Raw genomic sequence first — 17,729 nt, forward strand, 5'->3', positions numbered from 1 at the left:
GCTTTTGGGGTTGGTTGTGGGTGTTGGGGGCGGGGGGGGGGGGGGGGTTGGGGGGGGGGGGGGGCGGGGCCGGCCCCCCCCCCCCCCGACACTGCCGACAGCGGGCAGAGCTCGGTCGGTGGCAGGCCGATCAGCAGGTTATGCGGCCCGAGCCGGTGGTGCAGCAGCACGATCGCCATCACGGGTGACATCCTTGAGCGTTATTGACATCGAGTAGCCCTTATGCAGCAATCGATCGATTGCATTTTCCATACGCGGCTATTCCACTCGCAACCCGGCACGCTGGCACACGGAACGGGGTCGGCCGTTCGCACGCCTTTTCGGAATGAATGAAAGTTTCACGTTTTACGCGAAAGTCGATTTGCATGAGTGTGCTCTTATCCCCTTATGCGAATCGTCCATGAGGCGGCTCACGCAACCTTTACATCGGCCGGTCTCTGCCTACCCGCAGTAGAGATCGACTGGGGAACGGTGAGCGAGATCGGCCAAAGCATCGGCGCACTCGGCACGGTGATCTCCGCGCTCGCGCTGCTCGGCGTGGTGCGCTCCCTGCAGCTGCAGCGGCGCCAGACGCAGGCCTCCGAGGAGGAGGTCGTCCGCGTGATGCGGAACGACCTCATGCTCGTCGCGCTGAAGAACAGAGAATACCTTCCGCTGTGGGGGCTCCCGCCCTCGCCATCCGGCAGGGAGATGGCACTGCGCGCCTATCTCGGGATGGAGTTCAGCTACTTCGAGACCGCGTTGAGGCACGGGCGCATGACCGAGCTGGAGCTGGAGAAGACCTGCGCCAACATATTCCACATCGAGATCGTCCGGGAGTTCTGGCAAGACGCCCGCGTGGTCTACCTGGAGTCCGGAGACGAGTCCGCCGCCATCCTCGCGCGCATCGCGGAGCGGCACTATCGCAACGCGGCGGAGCTGGCGGCGATCGAAGCCTCACCGGCCGCACCGGTAAGGCTTCGCACCAGTCCATATCTGGACTTCGACACCCTGGACGTGGCCGGACTACTTCCCGCACGGCGGCGGCAACGCGTGTTTTCGACCTGCCTCCAGCTGATGCGGATCGCCATCTGGCTGATGTCCAGTGCCGGGCTCAGACGCGGCCCGCTCCGCCGGCCTCTTTCCGGAGGCTCCCGATGAATGCCTGCCAAGACTCAGTCGCGAAACTGAGAACCGCTCCGCGCTCCTCATCCTTGGCGTCTCGGACCAGCATGCCAGCCGGAGAGGTCGCGACCTCCACGCAGTAGCCATCCCTGCATCCGGACGCCCGAAACCACATAGCACGATTGTCTTTCATGTACCGGAACCCTTGCTGTTGAGCCATCACCCCGACGGGCATCGCGCAATTCAAGCATCCGCCCGTGTGACCGCTCCCGTTTGCGAACTCTCAAAAAAACGTGTCGTCAGCCGACCGGGACCGGAGCCTGGCGGGCGCGCTCGTGGTCCGTGTGTTCCGCGACAAGCGGGCCCACATCGAGGATCAGTGCCACGTCGCCGTTGCCCAGGATCGTCGAGCCGCTGACGCACTTCAGGTTGCTGAACAGCGGGCCCAGCGGCTTGATGACAGTCTGGAACTCGCCCATCAGCGCGTCCACCACCAAACCGGTACGCTGCCCGGACTGCTCGACCACCACGACATTCTGGCGGCGCGCCGATTCGCCGGGGACGCCGAAGACCTGGCGGAGGCGGATGAACGGGAGCACCTCGCCGCGGAGGTTCATGCAGTCGCGGCCGCGGGGGCCGGGCGGCAGTTCCACGCACTCGGTCACCCGGTCGAGTGGCACCACGTACGACGACGCTCCCACGCCGACCAGGAAGCCGTCGATGATGGCGAGCGTCAGCGGCAGCCGGATGCGGATCACGGCGCCGTGGCCGCGGACCGACTCGACCTCGATGCTGCCGCGCAGCGCCGCCACGTTCCGGCGGACGACGTCCATGCCCACGCCGCGGCCGGACAGGTTCGACACCGCGTCGGCGGTCGAGAAGCCCGGCTCGAAGATCAGGTCGTAGATCTCCGCGTCCGACAGTGACGCGGACGCCGAAACCAGGCCACGGTCCACCGCTTTGGCCAGGATCTTGTCGCGGTCCAGGCCGCGCCCGTCGTCCGCCACCTCGATCACGATGTTTCCGGCGTCGTGGTAGGCGTGCAGCCGCAGCGTGCCCTGAGCCGGCTTACCGGCCCGTGCGCGTTCGGTGGGCGGCTCGATGCCATGGTCGAGCGAGTTCCGGACGAGGTGCAGCAACGGGTCGCTGATCCGCTCGACGAGCGCCTTGTCCATCTCCGCCTCGCCGCCGGTGATCGTCAGCTGGACCTCTTTGCCGAGGTCCATGCAGACGTCCCGGACGACGCGCTCGAACCGGCGCAGCGTCATGCCGATCGGGACCATGCGCAGCGACAGCGCGCTGTGCCGGACCTCGTCGATCAGGCGGGTGACCTCGCTCTGCGCCTCCGCGCCGTCGCCGGACATGGTGGTGCTGGCCTGGGCGATCACCAGCTCGCCGACCAGGTCGATGAGCCGGTCGAGGCGGGAGGCGTCGATGCGGATGGTCTGGGTGTCGGCGGAGCGGCTGTCCGCGACCTTGCGCTGCCGGCTCAGCGCGGCCTCGACAACTGCCGGGTCCGCCAGACCCTCTTCGATCAAGACCTGGCCGATGGGTACGGTGAGCGACCGCTCCCGCTGGATCCGCAGTGCCTGGTCGATCTCGGACGAGGTGACCGCGCCGCTCTCCAGCAGCACGTCGCCGATCCTGTCCCGTTGCGGCATCGCCTCGATGTAGTCCACGTAGGAGGCGGCGGCCAGCGGTGCGATCCGGATGTCGCTCTCGTCGCGGACGAACTCGAAGACCGACTCGACCTCGGGTTTGGGCGCGTCGGTGATCAGGTCGACCTCGAACGCGAGGTAGCTCGTCTCCGGGTCCAGGTCCGCGGCCTCGGGCAGCCCGGAGTCGTCGACGGTAATCCGGTCGAGCGTGCCGAGCGTGCCCAGGTAGCGCAGGAACGACATCGGGTCCATGCCGTTGCGCAGGCAGTCCGGGCCGAAGCGGAGGTGGAGCCGCCAGCCGCGGGCATCGCCGAGTTCGTCCTCGACGACGGCGGGGGCGGCCACCACGAACGCGCCGGGCAGGAACGGCGCCAGCCGGTCGAGCAGCAGGGCGCCGGCGGTCTCCTCCTCGGGTGAGGCGACGAGGCGCCCGGCCGCCACTCCCTCCACCACCCGCGCGATGTGGTCCGCGCACGGCAGCAGCGCGCTGATCAGCTCCGGTGTGGCCCGCACCTCGCCCTCGCGGACGTGCCCGAGCAGCGTCTCCACCACGTGTGTGAAGCTGACCAGGTGGTTCAGGCCGAACAGCCCGGCCGATCCCTTGAGCGTGTGCGCGGACCGGAAGACCGCGTTCACCGTCTCCGACTCGGAGGGGTCGGCCTCAAGCGACAGCAGGCCCTCCTCGAGCGCTTCGAGCAGTTCCCTGGCCTCGGTGATGAAGATGTCCATCGCCTCGGCGGCATCGTCCTCGAAACTCACGCCAACGCCTCCAACGCCCCGTCCAGGTGTACGACAGCCAGCGCGGCCCGTACCTCCGCGCTCGCGTCCCGGAACTCCACTGTGGTCCCGAGGCGCAGTCCCTCCTGCCTGGCGAGCAGCAGCAACTGCAGGCCGGCCGTGTCCAGCTCGGTGACGCCTGCCAGGCGTACCCGCAGAGTGCTTTTCTCCTCGAGCGCGCCGAGCAGGTGCGGGGCCTGCGACGCCGCGGTGTGGATGGTCAGCTCACCCTCGAGATCGACGCTGCTCATGGCGCGATCAGCTTGCTGACTGCCGCGAGCATCTGCTCCGGCTGGAACGGTTTGGTCACCCACGCCTTCGCCCCCGCGGCCTGCGCCTGGCGCTTCTTGTCCTCCTGGGACTCCGTGGTGAGCATGATGATCGGCGTGAACTTGTACGCGGCAAGCTTCTTCGCCTCGGTCACGAACGTGATGCCGTCCATGTTGGGCATGTTCACGTCCGAGATGATCAGGTGGATGCGGCGGCCGTCCAGCTTCGTGAGCGCGTCCTTGCCGTCCGTGCCGACGAGCACGTCGTATCCGGCGCCCTTGAGCGCGATGCTGACGACCTGGCGCACGGAGGCGGAGTCGTCGACCACGAGAATCGTCTTGCCCATGAGAACCTCCTTTGAACCTAGAAGAACGTGATCTCCGATTCGCGTACCGTGGCGGCCGACTTGGACCTGTGGGACTGGAGTTCCTCGGCCATCGTGTAGCTGGCCTCCATCTCGCCGAGCACCGCGTCCGGGTCGATCGGCGGCGCGTCGGTGCGGGACCGCTCGTTCGCCTCCTCGACCACGACCGGGAGCCGGTCGATGCTGGCCTGCAGGTGTTCCAGGACCTGGCAGACCCGGTCCTGGAACTGCAGGTTGACGAGTGAGTCGGAGATGTCGCCGCGGATGCCGACGGCCGCGCGCTCCAGGTCGGCGGAGGAGTTGCGGAACCCGCTGACAACTGTCTGCAGGTCGTCGAGCACGGCCTGGACCTCCGCGTTCGCGCCGGCGACCGCCTCGTTCTCGTGTTCGGCGGTCTGTTCGGCGTGGTCGAGCAGCGTGTTGATCGTGGAGTCGATCCGGCCGACCTTCTCGGCCATCCGCTCGCTGGTCCCGGCGGACCGGTCGGCGAGTTGCCGCACCTCGTCCGCGACCACGCCGAACGCGGCGCCGGCCCGCCCGATCCTGGCCGCCTCGATCGAGGCGTTGAGCGCGAGCAGGTTGGTCATCGCCGCGATCGCGGTCACCTCACCTGACATCTGGCGCAGTTCGTCGTTGAAGGCGAGCAGCGTGCGGAGTTCCGCGACGGTCTCGCGTTTGGTGGCGAGCGCGTCGTCGAGCGTGCCGACGACGCCGCCGAGCCGTTCCCGGCTCCTGTCGAACGTGCCGGACCCGCCTTCCCGGAGCGCGCCGGCCGACGAGGCGAGCACGGTGTCCAGGTTCTCGACGATCTCGCCGAACCGTTCGGTGAGCGTGCCGACCGCGGTTTCCATCTGGGCGCGGGACGACACGATCTGCGCGGACCAGACCGGCGCGAGCGACCCGGTGAGCCGGCTGACGCTGTGCAGATGCGGGTCGCCGGTGGCGTGGTGGGATGGAGCGACGATCGCACGCCGCCGGCCGAGGCCGAACCCGGCCCCACCGCCCACGACGATCCCGAGCAGAATCCAGAGCACCTCAGCCATACCTGTGGATCACCTCCGCGATGGACCCGAGCGGCGCCTCCCGGTCGACGGCGCCGAGCTGGACGGCCTCGTGCGGCATGCCGTGCACGACGCAGGTCGCCTCGTCCTGGGCGATTGTGAACGCGCCGGCCGTCCGCATCTCCAGCAGTCCGCGCGCGCCGTCGTCACCCATGCCCGTCATGATCACGCCGAGCGCGGCCGCGCCGGCCGCCTTGGCGACGGACCGGAACAGCACGTCGACCGAGGGCCGGTGCCGGTTGACCGGCGGCCCGTCGAAGACGCGCACCCGGTACCCGTTACCCATTTTGATCAACTCCATGTGCCGTCCCCCCGGCGCGACGAGCACGTTTCCGGGCAGCACCTCGTCGCCGTCCGCCGCCTCGGTGACGTGCATCCGGCACATGGCGTCCAGTCGCTGCGCGAACGCGGCGGTGAACCGCTCCGGCATGTGCTGCACGATCACCACGCCGGGCGTGGAGCGTGGCAGCGCCGGCAGCACCACCTCGAGCGCGCGGGTGCCGCCGGTCGACGTGCCGATCGCGACCACCCGTTCCGCGCTGACGACCGCGCGGTTCGGCTTCTGGCCCACGGCGTCGGGCGGGCGGTGGTCCCGGGACCGCCCGGACGGCACCGCCGGTCCGGGCACCCTGGCCGGTCCGGGGACGGTGAGCAGCCCCGCCGGCACCACCCGCAAATCAAGATCAAGATCAGGGGCCCTCGACGGTACGGGTACCCGCGCCCGCATCCCGGCCGAGGCCGCCGACCGCACCGCCGCCACGATGTCCGAGGCCTGCGTCTCGACGAACTCCCGCAGCCCGGTAAGCGGCCGCGGGATCACCGTCACCGCGCCGGCCGCGAGCGCTTCCATGGCGGTCTCCGCACCTCGCCCGGTGAGCGCCGAGCAGACGACGACAGGCGTCGGGCGTACCGCCATCAGCTTCTTGAGGAACGTCAGCCCGTCCATCCGGGGCATCTCCAGGTCGAGCACCACCACGTCCGGCCAGACCTTGTTCATGTGCTGCATGGCGAAGATCGGGTCGGCGACCGCGCCGATCACCTCGATTCCCGCGCTGTCCCTCAGCCGCGCGGTCAGCACCTGCCGCACCACCGCGGAGTCGTCCACGATGAGCACGCCGATCATGCCGCCGGTCATGACACCTGCTGCGCGGCCGAGTGGAGCGCCACGTCGCCGGTGGCGATGTCGAACGTGAGCCGCCTTGCACCGCGCCCGCCCAGGTGCGTCTCGGCCAGGTGGAAGCCGTGCCGGTCGAGCAGCGCCAGCCCGGCCGCGATGTTGTCGCGTGCGATGTCCGGCGCGCGGCCTCTGCGCTGTGCGGGTGGAAACTGGTTGCCGCCGCCGAACATCCTGGCCACGTACTCGGAGGGGCGGGTGCCCTGCCTCTCGATCTCGTGGAGGAACATCCGGACCGCGTGGTCCGCGTAGCGCCCGTCGAGCCGGTGCAGCGTGCCGGGCAGCCGCCGTGTCGGGAGCATGTAGTGGCACATCCCGCCGACCTGCCGGCGCGGGTGCCAGAGCGTGATCGACACGCACGACCCCAGCAGCGTGTGGATGCGGGTGTCGGCGCCGCCGAAGTAGAACTCCCCGGGGTTGAGCACCACCTCTGCGACACTAGCCACGCTGCTGCCCGGGGATCCGGTAAATCGAGGGTTCGACCATGACCAGCCGTGACGGGATCGCGTTGAGCGACTCGGAGCGGCCGACGATGAAGAATCCGCCCGGGTGCAGCATCTCCTGCAGCCGGCCGACGAGCTGCCGCTTGGTCTCCGGATCAAAGTAGATCATGACGTTGCGCAGCATGATCACGTCGAATCTGCCCAGGTGCCCGAGGTTCTCCATCAGGTTGTGCCGGAGGAAGTTCACCCGCTGCCGCAGCGGCCGGCCGACCGCCATGCTGCCGTCGAACTCGTCGCGTCCGCGCAGGCAGTACTTGCGCAGCAGCTGACGCGGGATCTTGTCCGCCGCGGTGAGCGGGTAGATGCCGAGCTGCGCGCCCTCGACGACGCGGGAGGAGATGTCGGTGCCGACGATCTCCCAGCGGTCGTCCGGCAGCGCCTCGGAGAGCACCATCGCTGCGGTGTACGCCTCCTCGCCGGTCGAGCTGGCCGCGCTCCACAGCCGGAACAGCCGGGTGCGCTCGCGGGCCGGCAGCACCGTGTCGCGGAGGAAGTCGAAGTGCTGCTGCTCGCGGAAGAAGAACGTCTCGTTCGTGGTGAGCAGGTTGATCAGCTGGCGCAGCTCCGGCGAGCCGTCCGGCTGGCCCTTGAGGTACCGCACGTACTCCGGGTATCCGGGCAGGCCGAGCGCGCGCAGCCGCTTGTCGAGGCGGCCGGAGACAAGCGCCTCCTTGCCCGGCATCATCCTGATTCCGGTCTCCCGGCACAGCACGCCGGTGATGTAGGCGAACTCCTCCGGGCCCAGGGTGCACTGGGGTCGGCTGGTGAGCGACTGCTGCATCAGATTCCTTCGTCGGCGGGGGCATCGTCGGCGGTGGCCTGGCCACGGTCCCGGACGGCGTCGCCCAGGCTGACCATGTCACTGATCGACAGCACGTTGCCGACATCCAGCAGAATCAGAAAGTCTCCGTCGCGGCGGGCCATGCCGCTGATGTAGTCGGCCCGGATCCCGGAGCCGAAGCTCGGCGCCGGCTCGATGTCGTGCCCGCCGAGCGCCACCACCTTGTTGACGCTGTCGACGAGGATGCCGATGTCCTGGCCGCCGTCGCCGTCGGTGCCGCCGGGTCCCGGTTCGAGACCGGACTCCGCGATGTGCACGATGATGATGCTGGTCCGGCGCCGGACCGTGGTGGCACCACGGTCGAACCGGATGGCGAGGTCGATGACCGGCACCGCACGCCCGCGCAGGTTGATCACGCCGCGGATGAACGGCGGCATCATCGGCACCACAGTCAGGTTGCGGTACTCAAGGATCTCCAGCACATGGAAGATGTCGAGCGCGTAGGCCTCGTCGTTGAGCGTGAACGTGAGGTAGCGGCCCATGGTCATCGTCTTCGTGGATACGTCGCTCACCGCTGCCCACTCCCCCGTCGCGCTTCCCTCCACCTCATCGGATCATGCTTAAGCCCAAGAAAAGGGCAGATATGAGTTTTTGTCGCTTGCGCCCGGTAGGCGGGTCCTAGGCTGGTCAGGAGCCAGATGATCAACCGAGGAGTCTCGCAACCATGGCGGACAAGACGCATACCCAGCCCTCGTCGTCGGGGTTCTCGTTCAAGAACCTCTCCGTCGCCTGGAAGCTGCGCTGGCTGGCCGTGATCACCTGCGTCATGCTGGCCGTGCTGGGCGTGGTCGGCGTCCTGCAGCTCGGCACCACGCAGAGCCGGCTTGAGGACATGTACAACGTCCACCTGCACAACACCAAGGCGCTCGACACCATCGCGGTCAACTACCGGGATCTACGCCTCGGGTCCCGGGCGCTGGCGCTGGCCCAGACCGAGGCGGAGAACGACGCCGCGACCACCCGTGTGCAGAAGGCCCAGACCGAGCTCAACGGGGCGTGGGAGCGGGTGGCCGGGTTGGACATCGCGGGCACCGACCAGGACCGGGCCGCGGTCGGCGACGGTTTCACCACCTACGAGCAGGTACTCACGACCAAGCTGATCCCGGCCGCGGAGTCCGCCGACTACGCGCAGTTCAATGCGATCACCGCGGCCGAGGTCACGCCCGTCTCGAACACGATCGACGAGGCACTCGGCCGCCTGCTCGCCGCGGAGGACTCCGCCGCCAAGGAGTCGATCGACACGTCCTCCGCCGCCTACGACACGGCCCGCATCACCATGTTCGGGCTGATCGCGTTCGCGCTGGTGTTCACGTTCGTCATGGTGCAGCTGATCAGCCGGGCCATCTCGCAACCGCTTGAGCAGACGGTCAACGTGCTGACCGGGCTCGCGGCCGGCCGGCTTGACCAGCGTCTCGAGGTCAGCAGCCGCGACGAGGTGGGCCGGATGGGTGTGGCGCTCAACAGCGCGCTGGACCGGCTCTCCGAGACCGTCAGCACCGTGATCGACTCGTCCGCGCAGATCAACAATGCGGCCGGCCAGATCAGCGGCGCGTCGCAGAGCCTCTCCCAGGCCGCGACCGAGCAGGCGTCGAGCATCGAGGAGACCACCTCCAGCCTCGAGGAGATGACCGCCGGCATCGCGCAGAACAGCGAGAACGCGACAGCGACCGAGGAGATGGCCGCCCAGGCGCGCGCGGAGGCACTCGAGGGCGGCGAGGCGGTGCAGAAGACCGTGAACGCGATGAAGGAGATCACCAGCAAGATCGGGATCATCGACGACATCGCGTTCCAGACCAACATGCTTGCGCTCAACGCGACGATCGAGGCCGCCCGGGCCGGCGAGCACGGCAAGGGCTTCGCGGTGGTGGCCACCGAGGTCGGCAAGCTCGCCGAGCGCAGTCAGGTCGCGGCGCAGGAGATCAGCGAGCTGGCGTCTGGAAGCGTGGAGACCGCGGAACGGGCCGGCAACCTGCTCAACACGATCATCCCAAGCATCATCCGCACCTCCGATCTGGTGCAGGAGATCGCTGCGGCGAGCGGCGAGCAGTCCACGGGCGTCCGCCAGATCAACATCGCGATGAACCAGATCGGCAAGGTCACCGAGCAGACCGCGTCGTCGAGCGAGGAACTTGCCGCGACCGCGGAGGAGATGTCCGCGCAGACCACACAGCTGCAGCAGATGATGGACTTCTTCGTGGTCGGCGCCCCCGGCCGCCGGGCCCGTCCGGACTACGCGAGCACCGACTACTCCGGCCGCGAGCACGGCGGGCGGATGTCCGCGAACGGCCCCGGCTACTACTCCGCCCAGGGCGCCTCCGCCGCGTCCGGCCCGTCCTTCTCGCGGCGGGACCAGGACGCCTTCGCCCCCGAGATCGAGGCCAAGTTCGACCGCTTTTAACGATCACGAACATTCGGCGGTACGGCCTGTACGCCGTACCGCCGAATGTTTGTCGATCTTGGCTCCTGGTGTCCGGATCGTGCCTAACGTCGCTTGTGGCCCGCCGTGATCCACATGGCGGGCGCGCATGTGACAGGGGGAAAGTCATGCTGAAGACACGGAACCGGATCGGCGGCCTGATCGCGGCCGTCGCCATGGCCACCACCGGCGGGGTCCTCGCGGCGCCCGCGGCGGCACAGGCCGAGGAGAAGCCGGCGTACTTCGCGTTCACCGACTACAGCGGCAAAGAGTTCATCTTCAAGCTGACGAACGACGCCCGGATCGCGGAGGCTCGGGCGATCCTCAACGGCGACGAGCAGAACCAGACCCACGTGATCGGCCGGATCAGGAAGGTCTCAAGCGACTACAACCGGGGCTGGAGCTACCACCTGGACCCGGACACGGTCTCGTTCTTCTCGATGGCGATCGAGGTCTGCGACTCCTCGATCACCTACGCGGAGGACCACCTGGACGAGGCCGGCGGCGCGTTCCTGCCCGGCCTGTTCTGGTGCCCGTGGTCCTCGAAGCTCACCCGCGAGGTCACCTTCGACTGATGCCGGTCACCCGGCTGGACGCTGCCCCCGGACGGCGTCCAGTCGGCGTCCAGCGCGCGTCCCGTACCCCCGCATAGCTTTTGCCTCGCCATTCGAAATGGGGAGGACATCATGAACTGGCGAATCAAGAAGATCGTCGCGGCGGCGGCGCTGACGGTGGCCGCGACAGTCACTGTCGTCGCGAGCGGGCCGGCCGCCGGGCAGGCCGCGGTGCCGCAGATCCAGGGCTTCGGCATCACCGCGAACGGCCTCACCATGCTGGCGTTCAAGTCGCAGACGCCGAACGTGAGCGACTGGGTGCAGGACATCGTCGGGTTCACCGGCCACGACTACTACGCGGTCGGCCTCGACACCCGGCCGGCGAACGGCCTGACCTACGTGGTCGCCAACGCCGGCGGCATCTACACCGTCAACCAGTGGTACCTGACCAAGGTCGGCCAGCTGACCGTGTCGCTGAGCGGCCAGTCGTTCGGCGTCGACTTCAACCCGGCGGCGGACCGGCTGCGGATCATCAGCGACACCGGGCAGAACCTCAGCCACGACGTCGACGGCAACGTCACCACGGCGCAGAACGCGCTTACCGACGGCGCCACAGGCAAGTCCGTGACCGGGGTGACAGGCGCCGCGTACACGAACAACGACAAGAGCGGGGTCACCGGCACGCTGCTGTTCGACCTCGACACCGTCGCGAACCAGATCTCGCTGCAGAACCCGCCGGCGGCCGGCACGCTCTTCCCGCAGGGCGCGCTCGGTGCCGACCCGGCGCTCCCGTCGAGCCTTGACATCTACAGCACGCTGAGCAACGGCCGGGCCGTCACCAACACCGCGTTCGCCGCGATCATCGACCCGGTGACAGGCCGCAGCACGCTCTACTCGGTGGACCTGCTGTCCGGGTTCGCCACGGCGGTCGGCACGTTCCCGTCGGTGCTCCAGGTCGGCTCGATCACCTTCGCACTCTGACCCGCGGCAAGGCCCGCCACCTCGACGGGAGGGTGGCGGGCCTTGTCGTGTCACGCGGCCAGGTTGGTGGGCAGGCCGTGGTGGTTGGTGTGGGCGAGACGGCTGTTCAGCGTGCCCTTGCTGGCGATCTGCTCGAAGTACGAGGCACGGCGGCGGTTCACGCAGCCGTCCGGGCGGCCCGCGGGCTTGACCTGCTCCGGGTCGAGGTGCGAGTTCAGGCCGTCCTTGAGCAGCGTCAGCGCCTCCGCGCGCAGCTGGGAGATGCGCGACTCGGTCACGTTCAGCTCGGCCGCGATCACCGACATCGGCTCCTCGCGGAGGAAGTAGCGGGTGATGACGATCCGCAGCCGCTCCGGCAGCGCCTCGATCGCGTTGTGCAGGTAACCGATCCGCTCGCGGTGCAGCAGCATGTCCTCCGGGCCCATTGTCGACTCGGTGACCATGTCGTCCGCGCTGCCGGTGGTGAAGCCCTGCAGCGACAGCACGACGGCCCGCTGTACGTCGTCAGCCGTCGAGTTGATCTCCGACACCGGGACACCCAGGTACTCGGCCAGCTCGTTCGGCGTGGGCGTGCGGCCGAGCGTGGCGGTCAGCGCCTGGCGCCCGGCGTCCGCCTGACGGGCGCGGGAGCGCACCGAGCGGGACGCCCAGTCAAGGCCGCGCAGCTCGTCAAGCAGCGCGCCGCGGATCCGGGTCGCCGCGAACCTGTGGAACGGGATGCCGCGCTCCGGGTCGAAGCCGCGGGCCGCGGTCACCAGCGCGGCCAGGCCGGCCGAGGTGAGGTCGTCGCGGTTGACGTGCGCCGGGACGCGTCCGAGCATGTCACGCACCAGGTGACCGACCAGCGGCATGTTGGCGCGGATGAGATCCTCGCGCTCACGGTCGTTCATCGCAACCGGCGCGGTCGTCGTCGTGGTGGTGATGCTCATATGCGGTTTCCCCCCGTTGGAAACGCCAGCACGTCGCTGACCAGGGAAACTCTCCGGTGCGGCGGGTGCACCGCCGGGTGCGCTGAGTTGCGATCCGGGTGTACCGGGCCGGGAATGCCTCAGCCACCGGCAAAATGAGAAAACACAAGCCTTTGGGGGTACGAAACGGACCGCGCGAAACAATTGCTGCGACCGGCACTGCTGGTGGTGCTCGGCGCCGCCGCGGTGTTCCTGCTCCGTGACCGCCTGCCGGACGCGGGCGAGGTCTGGTTCGCGATCACCACCGCGAGCCCGTGGTGGCTACTGCTCGGCCTGGTCGCGGAGTGGGTGTCGCTGGCGATGTTCGCCCGGCAGCAGATGTGGCTGCTCCGGGGCCTGGGCGTGGCGGTCGGGATCGGTCCGGCGCTGGCCATGACGTACAGCCGCTCCGCGATCGCGATCACCATGCCCGCCGGGTCCGCGATGTCCGCCGGGTTCGCCTACCAGACGTTCCGGCGGTGGGGCGCGAGCCGGGAGGCGGCCACCACGGTGATGGTGCTGTCCGGCGCGTTCTCCCTGCTTGGCCTGGTCGTGCTCTTCGTCCTCGGGTACGTGGTGATCGTGCTCGAGGACCCGGGCGCGGCGTGGTCCGCGCACCCGGTGGCCACAGTCGGCGCGGCACTCGGCGTGCTGGCCCTGATCGCGATGATCACGGCGAGCGTGCTGCGCGACAGGCGTCGTACCCCGGTGGCGGTTCCTGCCGTTGAACTCGGGGAGGTTCCGGCCGGCCGGATCGCCTCGATGATCGCCACGCTGCGTGCGGTCAGGCCGGTCGCGCTCGGCATGCACGGGCGCTACCGGCGGATCGCGCTGCTGTTCGCGGTGGTCAACTGGTTCACCGACCTGTGCTGCCTGGCCGCGGTCGCCCACGCGTTCCACCTGCCGCTCACGTTCGTGCAGCTCGGCGCCGTCTACGTGGTGGTGCAGCTGGTCCGGCAGATCCCGGTCACGCCCGGCGGCATCGGCGTGATCGAGGCGAGCCTCCTGGCCGCGATGGTCTCCGCGGGCGCGGCGCAGGGCCCGGCCGCGGCCGCGGTGCTCGGCTACCGGCTCTTCTCCTGCTGGCTGATCATCCCGGCCGGGCTGTTCACCTGGGCCCTGCTGCGCCGATCGTCCTCCGGCGTCACCGTTCCGGCGCGATGAGACCGAGGACACCTTCCGTTTGCTCAGGCCGGCGGGGCGCGCGCCGAAAGGGCAGCCACGCGATCCGTACCGTTAAGTTACGGAGAGCGACACAGACCGGGTGAGCGGGGAGGAGGATGAGCCATGGTGTCAGCAACCATGAGCGATACGGCGCGCCTGCGGGCGCTGGTCGGGATCGCGCGGGCGGCGAACAACGCGCTCGCCGACCCCGCCCGACTCGCCGCCGTCGTGGTCGGGGCCGCCGTCCTCGTCGCGGACAGCGCCTCGGTCTGGACGCAGTCGAGCACGCACCGCACGCTCAACCGGGTCGGCGCCACCCACCGCGACCCGGACGCGGAGGAGGCGCTGCGGCAGATGCCGGGCAGCATCACTATCGGTGACTACGACGGGTTGGTCACCGCGGTCACCGACAGCGGGGTGGCGGCCGTGCTCGATCCGGCGGAGGTCCGTACCCACCTGGACGCCCTTGATCCGGCTCTTGTCGCGGGCCTGTCCATCCGTGGCATCAGCGCGGTCTCGATCCAGCCACTGCGCGCCGAGGGTCACCCGACCGGCATCCTGGTCGTCACCCGCGATGAGGGCGGCGACGCGTTCTCCGAGTCCGACCTCGCGTTCCTGCAGGCCGTGGCGGACATGGCCGCGAACAGCCTCTCCACCGTCGACCTGATCAACGGCTCGGTGGTCGCGTTCGAGGAGATGCGGGCGCAGGCCGAGATCGTCAACCAGGTCTCCGACGTGATCGTCTCCTGGGACGGCGACGGGCGCATCGTCACCTGGAACACCGCGGCCGAGGGCGTCTACTTCTACAGCCTCGCGGACGCGGTCGGCTGCGACGCGCACGCACTGCTCGACACCCGGTTCCTCAGCGAGGACGGCGAGCCGCTGACGTTCGAGGACGTCATCCCGTCGATCCGCGACGCCGGCGTCTGGACCGGCGAACTCCGCCAGCGCCGCGCGGACGGCGAAGAGGTGGAGATCGTCTGCTCGCTCACCGGCCTGCCCGAACAGTCCGGCAGCTCATACGCCGCGATCATGGTCAACCACGACGTGACCGAGCAGCGGCGCAAGGAACGGCTGGCGCTCAACGACGCGCTCACCGGCCTGCCCAACCGCCGCTTCCTCACCCACCACCTCGCCCAGACGCTCAAGCGCTGGCGACCCGGCACACCGCCGATGGGCGTCTACTTCCTGGACCTGGACGGGTTCAAGAAGGTCAACGACACCATGGGCCACGACGCCGGGGACGAGGTCCTCCGTGTCACCGCCGCGCGGCTCACCGAAGTGCTGCGCGGCGGTGACGTGGTGGCCCGGCTCGGCGGCGACGAGTTCGTGGTCGTCTGCCACGCGGTCGGCGACCGGGACGCGGCCAAGGCGGTCGCGGACCGCCTGATCGAGAGCTGCGGCATTCCGATCCCGGTCGGCGGCGACGAGAACGCCCACGTGGTGCCGAGCATCGGCATCGCCATGGTCGACGACAGTTCCGCGCCGCCGGACGGCCAGGAGTTCGAGGCCGACGAGGTGCTCAAACTCGCGGACGGCGCCATGTACGAGGCCAAGCGCGGCAAGGACGGGCCGGTCTTCGCCTGACCGGTTCAGGTAGACGGCGTCACGCCTCGATCCGGTAGGACTCCGGCCGGTGCCGGTCGCGCGCCGGGACTGCCCGTCGCACCCACAGCGTCCGTGAAAAGGACTCTCGTCACGGGCGGTCGCCTGCGACGCGCAGCACGACCTTGCCACGGGTGTGACCCTGTTCGGCGTCGCGGTGGGCGGTGGCGACCTCGGCAAGCGGCAGCTCCGCAGCCACCTCGACCCGGACCGCGCCGCCGTCGATCAGCGCGGCGATCCGGGCCAGCGCCGGGCCGTCCGGCTCGACAAGGAACGCGGTCGCGCGCACGCCCGCGGCCCGCGCGGCAGCGGCCAGCTCAGGGGAGACGCCGGCCGGCACCGCGATCAGCAGCCCGCCGGGCCGGAGCGTCTCGATGGAACGGGTGCTCGTCGAGTCGTACGCGTCACCGACCAGGTCGAGCACCACGTCGACGTTCCCGGCCTCCTTCTCGAACCGGCCGGCCGTGTAGTCCACGACCTGATCCGCGCCCAGCTCGGTAAGCCACCGCTGGTTGCGCGGACCGGCCACCGCGATCACGTGCGCGCCGAGGTGCTTGGCGAACTGGACCGCCAGGTGCCCGACGCCGCCGGCCGCCGCAGTGATCAGCACGCGCTGTCCCGGCTGCACCGCCGCCGTGTCGACAAGCGCCTGCCACGCGGTCAACCCGGCCAGCGGTACGGCCGCCGCCTCCGCGAACGTGGCACTCGACGGCTTACGGGTGAAGTGGCGGGCCGGCGCGGTGACGAACTCGCCGTAAGCGCCGGCCGCGCGCGGGAACCACGGCATGCCGTAGACCTCGTCGCCCGGCGCGAGCGTGGTGACGCCGAACCCGGTCTCCTCCACCACGCCGGCCACGTCCCAGCCGAGGACGAAGGGCGGCTCGCCGAGCACGCCGGCCATGCCGGTGCCGCCGCGGGTCTTCCAGTCGACCGGGTTGACGCCGGCCGCGTACACCCGGACGAGCACCTCGGTGGGGAGTGGGACCGGGCGCGGGACGCGCTCGACTGTCAGCACCCCGGGGCCGCCGAAGGAGTGCTGGCGGACCGCGTTCATCAGGATGTTCTCGCTCATGGGGACAAGTCTCACCGTTCCGATCATCCACCGACAGCGGCACGAATGACATCGCGCGTAAGATTCGTGCCATGGCCCATCGCGTTGCCGTCCTCGCCCTGGACGGCGTCATCCCGTTCGATCTCGGCATCCCGGCCCGGGTGCTCAACGAGGCGTGCGACACCGCCGGACACCGGTTCTACGACGTCGTCGTCTGCTCACTCGACGGCAGGCCGGTCGCCACCAACGCCGGGTTCTCGATCGAGGTCCAGCACGACCGGCACGCACTCCTCGACGCGGACACCGTGGTCATCGCCACCCAGGAGCCGACCGCCGCCATGCTCGCATCCGGCGAGGCCGACCCGGCCGTGGTCGAGGCGCTGCGGTCGATCCGGGCAGACGCGCGTGTGGTGAGCACCTGCACATCCGCGTTCGTACTGGCCGCCGCCGGGCTGCTGGACGGGCGGGCAGCGACCACACACTGGGCCTTGAGCGCGCGGTTCGCCGCGCTGTTCCCGGCCGTCGAGGTCCGGCCGGACGTGCTGTTCGTCGACTCCGGCCGCGTACTGACCTCGGCCGGGGCCGCGGCAGGCATCGACCTGTTCGTCCACATCGTCCGCTCCGACCACGGCGCCGCGGTCGCGAACGACGCGGCGCGCCGCTGCGTGGTCGCGCCCTGGCGGGACGGCGGGCAGGCCCAGTTCATCGCCCACCCGACACCGCCGGAGTCCTCGATGGGCACCGGGCCGACCCGGGCGTGGGCGCTGGGGCGGCTGCGGGAGCCGCTGACGCTTGCCGATCTGGCGGCGCACGCGGCCATGGGGAAGCGAACGTTCAGCCGCCGGTTCGTGGCAGAGGTGGGGGTCACGCCGCTGCAGTGGCTGATCGGGCAGCGGGTCGACCGAGCCCGGACGCTTCTGGAGAGCAGCGACCTGCCGGTGGAACGGGTGGCGACGGAGGCCGGCTTCGGCAGCGCGACGTTGCTGCGGCAACACATGCATGCGCTTCTGGGCGTGACGCCACAGCACTATCGGCGTACGTTCCAGGCCCCGGGAGCCGACGAGTCGCCGCTTCTGGGGCGGGCGTCCGGTGGGTGAGTGCCCGCAACGGCAGTTGCGATCCGCCGACCGGACACAGCCTTGTTAGCCGTCGCCGGGCGGTACGGCGGCGGCCGGCCGGACACAGCCTCGTCAGCCGTCGCCGGGCGGTACGGCGGCGGCCGGCCGGACACAGCCTCGTCAGCCGTCGCCGAGCGGTAC

General features: G+C 69.7%; 18 protein-coding genes. 7 read left to right on the top strand and 11 right to left on the bottom strand.

The window, feature by feature from the left end:
- The first annotated feature begins 471 nt into the window (after positions 1 to 471).
- Complete coding sequence (locus ACIA8K_RS16540; protein ID WP_396059553.1) at positions 472 to 1,140, top strand: DUF6082 family protein; 669 nt, start codon at positions 472 to 474, stop codon at positions 1,138 to 1,140.
- Here ACIA8K_RS16540 and ACIA8K_RS16545 read toward each other — a convergent pair.
- From ACIA8K_RS16545 to ACIA8K_RS16585, 9 genes are all read right to left on the bottom strand, one after another.
- On the bottom strand, positions 1,094 to 1,339 hold the full coding sequence (locus ACIA8K_RS16545; RefSeq protein WP_396059555.1) for a DUF397 domain-containing protein: 246 nt from the start codon (positions 1,337 to 1,339) through the stop codon (positions 1,094 to 1,096). The genes ACIA8K_RS16540 and ACIA8K_RS16545 overlap by 47 nt on opposite strands.
- 64 nt (positions 1,340 to 1,403) lie before the next feature.
- On the bottom strand, positions 1,404 to 3,521 hold the full coding sequence (locus ACIA8K_RS16550) for a chemotaxis protein CheW (protein WP_396059557.1): 2,118 nt from the start codon (positions 3,519 to 3,521) through the stop codon (positions 1,404 to 1,406).
- Positions 3,518 to 3,790 (bottom strand): lipid asymmetry maintenance protein MlaB, encoded by a 273-nt coding sequence (locus ACIA8K_RS16555; RefSeq protein WP_396059559.1) that lies wholly within the window; start codon positions 3,788 to 3,790, stop codon positions 3,518 to 3,520. Before ACIA8K_RS16555 ends, ACIA8K_RS16550 begins: the two co-directional genes overlap by 4 nt.
- The gene (locus ACIA8K_RS16560) at positions 3,787 to 4,155 is read right to left on the bottom strand and encodes a response regulator (protein WP_396059561.1); all 369 of its coding nucleotides are present in this window, start codon (positions 4,153 to 4,155) and stop codon (positions 3,787 to 3,789) included. Before ACIA8K_RS16560 ends, ACIA8K_RS16555 begins: the two co-directional genes overlap by 4 nt.
- A gap of 17 nt (positions 4,156 to 4,172) precedes the next feature.
- Positions 4,173 to 5,216, bottom strand: a complete 1,044-nt coding sequence (locus tag ACIA8K_RS16565) for a methyl-accepting chemotaxis protein (protein WP_396059563.1) — start codon at positions 5,214 to 5,216, stop codon at positions 4,173 to 4,175.
- Positions 5,209 to 6,369 (bottom strand): chemotaxis response regulator protein-glutamate methylesterase, encoded by a 1,161-nt coding sequence (locus ACIA8K_RS16570; protein ID WP_396059565.1) that lies wholly within the window; start codon positions 6,367 to 6,369, stop codon positions 5,209 to 5,211. The genes ACIA8K_RS16565 and ACIA8K_RS16570 overlap by 8 nt, the downstream gene beginning before the upstream one ends.
- Entirely contained in the window at positions 6,366 to 6,854 is a 489-nt protein-coding gene (locus ACIA8K_RS16575) for a chemotaxis protein CheD (RefSeq protein ID WP_396059567.1), read from the bottom strand. Before ACIA8K_RS16575 ends, ACIA8K_RS16570 begins: the two co-directional genes overlap by 4 nt.
- Positions 6,847 to 7,692, bottom strand: coding sequence for a CheR family methyltransferase (locus ACIA8K_RS16580; RefSeq protein WP_396059569.1), 846 nt, complete (start codon positions 7,690 to 7,692; stop codon positions 6,847 to 6,849). The genes ACIA8K_RS16575 and ACIA8K_RS16580 overlap by 8 nt, the downstream gene beginning before the upstream one ends.
- Complete coding sequence (locus ACIA8K_RS16585; RefSeq protein WP_396059571.1) at positions 7,692 to 8,264, bottom strand: chemotaxis protein CheW; 573 nt, start codon at positions 8,262 to 8,264, stop codon at positions 7,692 to 7,694. Before ACIA8K_RS16585 ends, ACIA8K_RS16580 begins: the two co-directional genes overlap by 1 nt.
- A 152-nt stretch (positions 8,265 to 8,416) precedes the next feature.
- Between ACIA8K_RS16585 and ACIA8K_RS16590 the strand changes: the two genes are divergently transcribed.
- The 3 genes from ACIA8K_RS16590 (at position 8,417) to ACIA8K_RS16600 (ending at position 11,703) form a co-directional block, all read left to right on the top strand.
- Entirely contained in the window at positions 8,417 to 10,150 is a 1,734-nt protein-coding gene (locus ACIA8K_RS16590; RefSeq protein WP_396059573.1) for a methyl-accepting chemotaxis protein, read from the top strand.
- Between the two features lie 146 nt (positions 10,151 to 10,296).
- Positions 10,297 to 10,743 (top strand): hypothetical protein, encoded by a 447-nt coding sequence (locus ACIA8K_RS16595; protein WP_396059575.1) that lies wholly within the window; start codon positions 10,297 to 10,299, stop codon positions 10,741 to 10,743.
- A 111-nt stretch (positions 10,744 to 10,854) separates the two neighbouring features.
- Positions 10,855 to 11,703 carry a DUF4394 domain-containing protein gene (locus ACIA8K_RS16600; protein ID WP_396059577.1) on the top strand — a complete coding sequence of 283 codons (849 nt, stop codon included), beginning with the start codon at positions 10,855 to 10,857 and terminating at the stop codon, positions 11,701 to 11,703.
- A 50-nt stretch (positions 11,704 to 11,753) separates the two neighbouring features.
- Here ACIA8K_RS16600 and ACIA8K_RS16605 read toward each other — a convergent pair whose 3' ends face one another.
- Positions 11,754 to 12,632 (bottom strand): sigma-70 family RNA polymerase sigma factor, encoded by an 879-nt coding sequence (locus tag ACIA8K_RS16605; RefSeq protein ID WP_396059579.1) that lies wholly within the window; start codon positions 12,630 to 12,632, stop codon positions 11,754 to 11,756.
- A gap of 183 nt (positions 12,633 to 12,815) precedes the next feature.
- Here ACIA8K_RS16605 and ACIA8K_RS16610 point away from each other — a divergent pair, with 183 nt between their 5' ends.
- Together ACIA8K_RS16610 and ACIA8K_RS16615 are read left to right on the top strand one after the other, a co-directional pair.
- Positions 12,816 to 13,814, top strand: a complete 999-nt coding sequence (locus ACIA8K_RS16610) for a YbhN family protein (protein WP_396059581.1) — start codon at positions 12,816 to 12,818, stop codon at positions 13,812 to 13,814.
- 138 nt (positions 13,815 to 13,952) lie between these two features.
- Positions 13,953 to 15,401, top strand: coding sequence for a diguanylate cyclase domain-containing protein (locus ACIA8K_RS16615; RefSeq protein WP_396059583.1), 1,449 nt, complete (start codon positions 13,953 to 13,955; stop codon positions 15,399 to 15,401).
- Between the two features lie 109 nt (positions 15,402 to 15,510).
- Here ACIA8K_RS16615 and ACIA8K_RS16620 read toward each other — a convergent pair whose 3' ends face one another.
- Positions 15,511 to 16,491, bottom strand: coding sequence for an NADP-dependent oxidoreductase (locus ACIA8K_RS16620; protein ID WP_396059585.1), 981 nt, complete (start codon positions 16,489 to 16,491; stop codon positions 15,511 to 15,513).
- A 71-nt stretch (positions 16,492 to 16,562) separates the two neighbouring features.
- Here ACIA8K_RS16620 and ACIA8K_RS16625 point away from each other — a divergent pair, with 71 nt between their 5' ends.
- Positions 16,563 to 17,567 (top strand): GlxA family transcriptional regulator, encoded by a 1,005-nt coding sequence (locus ACIA8K_RS16625; protein WP_396059587.1) that lies wholly within the window; start codon positions 16,563 to 16,565, stop codon positions 17,565 to 17,567.
- Positions 17,568 to 17,729: the final 162 nt, after the last annotated feature.

Origin of the sequence: Catenuloplanes sp. NPDC051500 (assembly GCF_044454585.1) — a bacterium.
In the GTDB taxonomy this organism is placed as follows: Bacteria; Actinomycetota; Actinomycetes; order Mycobacteriales; family Micromonosporaceae; genus Catenuloplanes.

Bases quoted from the DNA above. Each gene is read 5' to 3' on its own strand.
- ACIA8K_RS16615 (WP_396059583.1), top strand. From the start codon at position 13,953: ATGAGCGATACGGCGCGCCTGCGGGCGCTGGTCGGGATCGCGCGGGCG.
- ACIA8K_RS16600 (WP_396059577.1), top strand. From the start codon at position 10,855: ATGAACTGGCGAATCAAGAAGATCGTCGCGGCGGCGGCGCTGACGGTG.
- ACIA8K_RS16555 (WP_396059559.1), bottom strand. From the start codon at position 3,790: ATGAGCAGCGTCGATCTCGAGGGTGAGCTGACCATCCACACCGCGGCG.
- ACIA8K_RS16620 (WP_396059585.1), bottom strand. From the start codon at position 16,491: ATGAGCGAGAACATCCTGATGAACGCGGTCCGCCAGCACTCCTTCGGC.
- ACIA8K_RS16560 (WP_396059561.1), bottom strand. From the start codon at position 4,155: ATGGGCAAGACGATTCTCGTGGTCGACGACTCCGCCTCCGTGCGCCAG.
- ACIA8K_RS16580 (WP_396059569.1), bottom strand. From the start codon at position 7,692: ATGCAGCAGTCGCTCACCAGCCGACCCCAGTGCACCCTGGGCCCGGAG.
- ACIA8K_RS16625 (WP_396059587.1), top strand. From the start codon at position 16,563: ATGGCCCATCGCGTTGCCGTCCTCGCCCTGGACGGCGTCATCCCGTTC.
- ACIA8K_RS16565 (WP_396059563.1), bottom strand. From the start codon at position 5,216: ATGGCTGAGGTGCTCTGGATTCTGCTCGGGATCGTCGTGGGCGGTGGG.
- ACIA8K_RS16545 (WP_396059555.1), bottom strand. From the start codon at position 1,339: ATGCCCGTCGGGGTGATGGCTCAACAGCAAGGGTTCCGGTACATGAAA.
- ACIA8K_RS16570 (WP_396059565.1), bottom strand. From the start codon at position 6,369: ATGACCGGCGGCATGATCGGCGTGCTCATCGTGGACGACTCCGCGGTG.
- ACIA8K_RS16605 (WP_396059579.1), bottom strand. From the start codon at position 12,632: ATGAGCATCACCACCACGACGACGACCGCGCCGGTTGCGATGAACGAC.
- ACIA8K_RS16595 (WP_396059575.1), top strand. From the start codon at position 10,297: ATGCTGAAGACACGGAACCGGATCGGCGGCCTGATCGCGGCCGTCGCC.
- ACIA8K_RS16590 (WP_396059573.1), top strand. From the start codon at position 8,417: ATGGCGGACAAGACGCATACCCAGCCCTCGTCGTCGGGGTTCTCGTTC.